The sequence below is a fragment of the Streptomyces sp. NPDC004561 genome, from assembly GCF_053602155.1.
Window position 1 is genome coordinate 1 of sequence record NZ_JBSGDB010000601.1, and the last position, 4,777, is coordinate 4,777.

The window sequence follows — 4,777 nt, forward strand, 5'->3', positions numbered from 1 at the left end:
GATCCTGCTGCTGGCGCTGCTCGGCACGGCGATCGGCATGGGACCGGCCGGCTGGCTGACAGGGCTCGCCTTCGCGTTCGCCACCTGGGCGGTTCGCCCGCCGGCCTACTCGTCTCCGTGGGCTGAAGGGCCGGTGTGCCCGCCCGGCTCGGTCGGCCGGACGGGCGAGGGCCCGAGTGGTCGGGTCACTTGGCCGGTTGGCGCAGTATCGAGGCGATGTGGGCCGCCGCCGTGGACAGGTGGCGGCGGGTGTCATGGAGCTGGGCCGGGGTGACGCCGTGGTCGCGGGCCGCGTCGCGGATGTCGTCGCGGAAGCGGTCCAGGAGTCGGTCCAGGTCGCGGCTCGGCTCGCCGGTGAAGTCCTCGTGGGCCCAGGAGGGTTCGTACTCGGCCGGGAAGTCCTCCGCGGGCGAGGAGTAGTGCGGTTCCGCCGGGGCGGCGGGCGCGGGCGTTTCCTCGGAGGCACGGGTGAAGCCCCAGTCCTTGCCGAACTCCTTGCCCATGTCCTTGCCGAAGTCGCCGAACTCCTTGGCCAGTTCGGTCAGCCCCTCGCGGACGCCGGTCGGCCAGTCGCCGCGCGTGAAGTGGTCCTGGACGCGGTCCTGGACCCGGCGGGCGATGCGCTGCATCTCCTCCTGCGCCTGGGCCCGCGCCCGCGCCTGCGCCTCCTGCGCCTGACGGCGGGCCCGCTGGGCCTCCTCACGCGCCCGGCGGCTCTCGTCCTTGGCGCGGCGGGCCTGCTCCTTCCACTCCTGCTTGACCCGGCGCATCTCCTCCTTGGCGGCCCGCCAGGCCTCCTTGTCGCCGAGGTCGCCGTTCTCCCCGAAGGGGCCGCCCGCCCCGGCGCCGGCCTTCGGGCCCCGGTGGGCCTCGGAGGCGGCCGCGCGCATCTCGCGGCGCAGGTCACCGGCCGCGCCGCGCACATCGGCCCTTATCTCGGCGGCCAGTTCCGCGACGGACTCGCGGATCTCCAGCTCCAGATCGGCCAGCTCCCCGCTGCGGTCGGCCAGTTCGGCGCGGCCCGCGTCCGTGATGGCGTACACCTTGCGGCCGCCCTCCGTGGTGTGGGTGACCAGCCCCTCGGCCTCCAGCTTGGCGAGGCGGGGGTAGACCGTGCCCGCGGACGGGGCGTACAGGCCCTGGAAGCGCTCTTCGAGGAGCCGGATCACCTCGTAGCCGTGCCGCGGGGCCTCGTCGAGCAGCTTGAGCAGGTACAGGCGGAGGCGGCCGTGGGCGAAGACGGGGGGCATGTCAGAGCACCTTCTTGTCGGTCGTGCCGTCGGCCGGGGCGTCGGTGGCTTCGGTGCCCTGGCCGGAGACGGAATTGTCCCCCGGGGCGGTGTCCGCTCCGGTCCGGGGGCCCGGCGCGCGCGGGTGCCTCGGCGGCTCGGCCTCCCACCCGCTGTCCTCCTCGTCCTCGCGCGACGGGCGGCGGAGCAGTGCGATCGAGCCGGAGACGGTGGTGGCCCGGAGCCGTCCGGTGCCCGCGCCGAGCCGGCCGGTGATCTTGTGTGCGCCCCACTGGCCGTGCACGCGGAGGCCGTCGAAGGCGTTGGAGATCCTGCCGCTCGCCGTGTTCGCCTCCACCTCCGCGTCCGCCGGGTGCGGCAGGCGGATGGCGATCTCGCCGGAGACGCTGGTGAGGCTGACGTCCGTGGGGCCGTCGGGGTCCAGGTCGATGATCATGGAGCCGCTGACGGAGTCGGCCCGGACGGAGGGGCCCGAGCCCTCGACCACGGTCAGGTCTCCGGAGACCGAGTTGAAGCGCAGCTCGCCGGTGACCGCCTGCGCCTCCAGGTTCCCCGACACGGTGTCCGCGCGGACCCGGCCCGAGACGCCGACCAGGGTGGTGTCGCCGGTGACGCCCTTGACCACCGCCTCGCCGCTGATGCCGGAGACGACCGCGCCGGCGCCGACCACGCCCACCTCCACGCGCGTGTCCGCCGGGACGGCCAGGGAGACGACCGCGCTGCGGCGCCAGCCCTTGCGGTCGAGCCACTTGAGGAAGCCCTTCCAGGGCAGGTCCTCATAGGCCACCGTGAGCGTGCCGCCCTGCTGGGTGACCACCAGGGGTGGTCCCTCGATCTGCGAGACCTCCAGGCGGGCGGAACCCTCGTCCGTGCCCACCACGTTCACCGTTCCGTTGACGATGCGGACCTGGAGGTCGCTCACGGGGGTGTCGAAGGTCAGCTTCTGGGGCTCGGCGACGGACCACTCGGGCATGGGGACCTCCTAGGCCGGACAGGGATCGCGACGCGCCATATCGCGTCCTCTGAGAAACACGATATATCGTGGCTCCGGGAAGTCAAGGCACTCCTTCGGGTGACGACGCCCCCGCGGTCCCGCCCCGTCGGTGCCGCCGGGTGCCGCGAAGTGCGCCCGGCCCATTGCATACGCTGGTCGTGAAGCCATCACCGGCCCGGATGCACAAGCAGGAGACGCACCCCATGTACTTCACCGACCGCGGTATCGAGGAGCTGGAGAAGCGGCGCGGCGAGGAGGAGATCACCTTCGAGTGGCTCGCCGAGCAGCTGCGCACGTTCGTGGATCTCAACCCCGACTTCGAGGTGCCCGTGGAGCGGCTGGCCACCTGGCTCGCCCGGCTCGACGACGAGGACGACGAGTAGGCGATCACCAGCCGTCTCGGCCGTTGCCCCTCCCCCTCTCCGTTCCCGGGGGTTAGCCTTCTTCTTCCATCGGCGAACGGGGGCGTCATGGCTGGCGGAGTGGAACGCGTACGTCTGGACGACGGCACCGTCGTCTGGGCCAGGATCGGGGCGGCCGACGAGGACGCGCTGGACGGGGCCTACTGGGACACCGGGCTCGGGGACCGGGTCATCGACATGGCGGGGGGACTGGCCGGCACGGTCGGCGGTGTCGTGCGCTCCCTGCGCGCCGGTCTGCAGACCCCGGCCCCCGTCGAGGTCGCCGTCAGCTTCGGCATCGAACTGACGGCGCAGTCGGGCAAGATCGTGAGCGCCATCGCGGAGGGCGGCGGCAAGTCCTCCCTCACGGTGTCTCTGACCTGGACCGAACCGGCCGCGCAGACAGGTGGCACGGGTCCCGCGGCGCCCGGCGGCGATGCCGTCCCGCCCGGATCCCCGGCCCCCGGCGCCGCATGAGCGCCTTCGGCGAGATGGTGCGCCCCTCTCTCGCACGCATCGGCGCACCGGGTGACGGGTATGCAACGGACCGTGACCCGTACTGGGGATCGGGCTTCTTCGTGGCCCCAGGGTGGCTGCTGACCTGCGCGCATGTGGTGGGGAAGGGGGGAGCTGCGGTGTGCCGAGGGGAGAGCGCGATGAGCGTGACCTGGCAGGAGCGCACCGCCGCCCGCGCCTGGGCGGAACGTACCGGCACCGGCAGCGCCGTGGTCGTCGCACCCCGCCCCGACACCCGGCAGGCGCCGCGCGATCCGTGGCCGTTCCCCGACCTCGCGCTCGTCCGGGTGACCGGCGCGGACGACGTGCCCTGCCTGTGGCTCGGCGACCGGGAGCCGGGCCCCCGGACCTCGCTCGGGCTCTACGGCTGGTCCGTGCAGACCGGCGAGCTGGGCGTCCGGCACGCCCTCGGCGAACTGGCCGGCTCCGACGCGCGGGCCCTGCTGCTCGCCGGGAGCCTGCCGGTCGGCGGACTGTCCGGGGGGCCGGTGCTCGACCTGCGGCAGGGCGCCGTCATCGGCGTGACCAAGGGGCGGCGGCGTGAGGACGGCGTCGCCGTTCCGGTCACCGCGCTCTACGAGCTGCTGGACCTGCGCGACGGCGACGCCCGGGTGGTGGAGGAGGTGCTGCGGGCGCACGACCTGTATCACCTGAGCCGCCTCGGCACCCCCTCGCCCGACCCCGACTGGACCGCGCTCCACGCCACCCTGCCCGGCCAGGCGCCCGCGGTCTCCGGGATCACCGCCGAGCTGCGGACCCGGCTCTACGGCCATCTCGCACAGCTGCCGCCGCCGGCCGGGGCGGGCGAGGTCGTCCACCTCGTGGAGGACGTGAAGGAACAGGTGCGCGGCGAACGGCTGCCGTCGCTGATGCTGCGCAACGTGCGGACCTGGCGGGAGGGCGCCGGGCTGCTGTACGGGCTGCGCACGCTGGAGCCGGGCGGCGGCGGGACCCTGGTCGACCTCGACGCCGTCCTGCTCTACGCGGCGAAGGTGCTCCGCAAGACCGCCCGCGAGCGTGCCGGACGGGTGGATCCGCGCCACCTGCGCGCGTTCACCGCCTGGATCGCCGGGCAGGCGGCCGGCCACCAGCACTGGGCGGTGGGCGAGGCCGTCCGGTCCCTCCTGGCGGGCATCGAGGACAACGGCGGCCCGGGCGGCGAGGACCCCGCGGGGCGCGGAGCGGCCGGCGAGGAGAACGGCCGGGCTGCGGGGGCCGGGGTGACCTGGGGACCTGGAACGCCCGTACGGACCGCGGGACCCGGAGCGATCGCGGGGCCCGGAGGCCCGGCCGAATCCGCTGTCGGGCTCGGCCCCGTCGCGGCACCGTCGGCGACGGGCCCCCTCCGGCTCCCGTCCCCCGCCGGCCCCGTCGAACCGCCCGGGACCGGCGGACTCGCCGAAGCGCCCGCGGGGACGGGCGCCGCCGGGGTGCCGTCCCCAGCGGTTCCTGCCGACGCGCCCCGGACCGGCGGACTCGCCCAGGCGCCCGTGGGGACCGGCTCCGTCGGCGTGCCGTCCCCCGCCGCTCCTGTCGAACTACCGCGAGGTGCTCACCGACTCCCTCTTCTGGGAGAGCATGTGGCACTCGGTGCTCTTCACGCTGCTGACCACGCC

At 74.5% G+C, this 4,777-nt stretch carries 5 protein-coding genes; 3 read left to right on the forward strand and 2 right to left on the reverse strand.

Going from position 1 to position 4,777, the window contains the following annotated elements:
• Positions 1-185: 185 nt before the first annotated feature.
• Together ACWEN3_RS41635 and ACWEN3_RS41640 are read right to left on the reverse strand one after the other, a co-directional pair.
• The gene (locus tag ACWEN3_RS41635) at positions 186-1,250 is read right to left on the reverse strand and encodes a PadR family transcriptional regulator (RefSeq protein ID WP_452982489.1); all 1,065 of its coding nucleotides are present in this window, start codon (positions 1,248-1,250) and stop codon (positions 186-188) included.
• A gap of 1 nt (position 1,251) precedes the next feature.
• A complete protein-coding gene (locus ACWEN3_RS41640) occupies positions 1,252-2,223 on the reverse strand; it encodes a DUF4097 family beta strand repeat-containing protein (protein WP_452982492.1) in 972 nt (323 codons plus the stop codon).
• A gap of 224 nt (positions 2,224-2,447) precedes the next feature.
• Here ACWEN3_RS41640 and ACWEN3_RS41645 point away from each other — a divergent pair, with 224 nt between their 5' ends.
• From ACWEN3_RS41645 to ACWEN3_RS41655, 3 genes are all read left to right on the forward strand, one after another.
• Positions 2,448-2,627 carry a DUF6104 family protein gene (locus ACWEN3_RS41645; RefSeq protein ID WP_028420339.1) on the forward strand — a complete coding sequence of 60 codons (180 nt, stop codon included), beginning with the start codon at positions 2,448-2,450 and terminating at the stop codon, positions 2,625-2,627.
• A gap of 87 nt (positions 2,628-2,714) precedes the next feature.
• Positions 2,715-3,122: a CU044_2847 family protein gene (locus ACWEN3_RS41650; RefSeq protein ID WP_452982496.1), complete on the forward strand. Its 408-nt coding sequence runs from the start codon at positions 2,715-2,717 to the stop codon at positions 3,120-3,122.
• 14 nt (positions 3,123-3,136) lie between these two features.
• Positions 3,137-4,777, forward strand: a 1,641-nt coding sequence (locus tag ACWEN3_RS41655; RefSeq protein WP_452982499.1) for a trypsin-like peptidase domain-containing protein, incomplete at its 3' end; no start/stop codon positions are given.

Bases quoted from the DNA above. Each gene is read 5' to 3' on its own strand.
- ACWEN3_RS41635 (WP_452982489.1), bottom strand. From the start codon at position 1,250: ATGCCCCCCGTCTTCGCCCACGGCCGCCTCCGCCTGTACCTGCTCAAG.
- ACWEN3_RS41640 (WP_452982492.1), bottom strand. From the start codon at position 2,223: ATGCCCGAGTGGTCCGTCGCCGAGCCCCAGAAGCTGACCTTCGACACC.
- ACWEN3_RS41645 (WP_028420339.1), top strand. From the start codon at position 2,448: ATGTACTTCACCGACCGCGGTATCGAGGAGCTGGAGAAGCGGCGCGGC.
- ACWEN3_RS41650 (WP_452982496.1), top strand. From the start codon at position 2,715: ATGGCTGGCGGAGTGGAACGCGTACGTCTGGACGACGGCACCGTCGTC.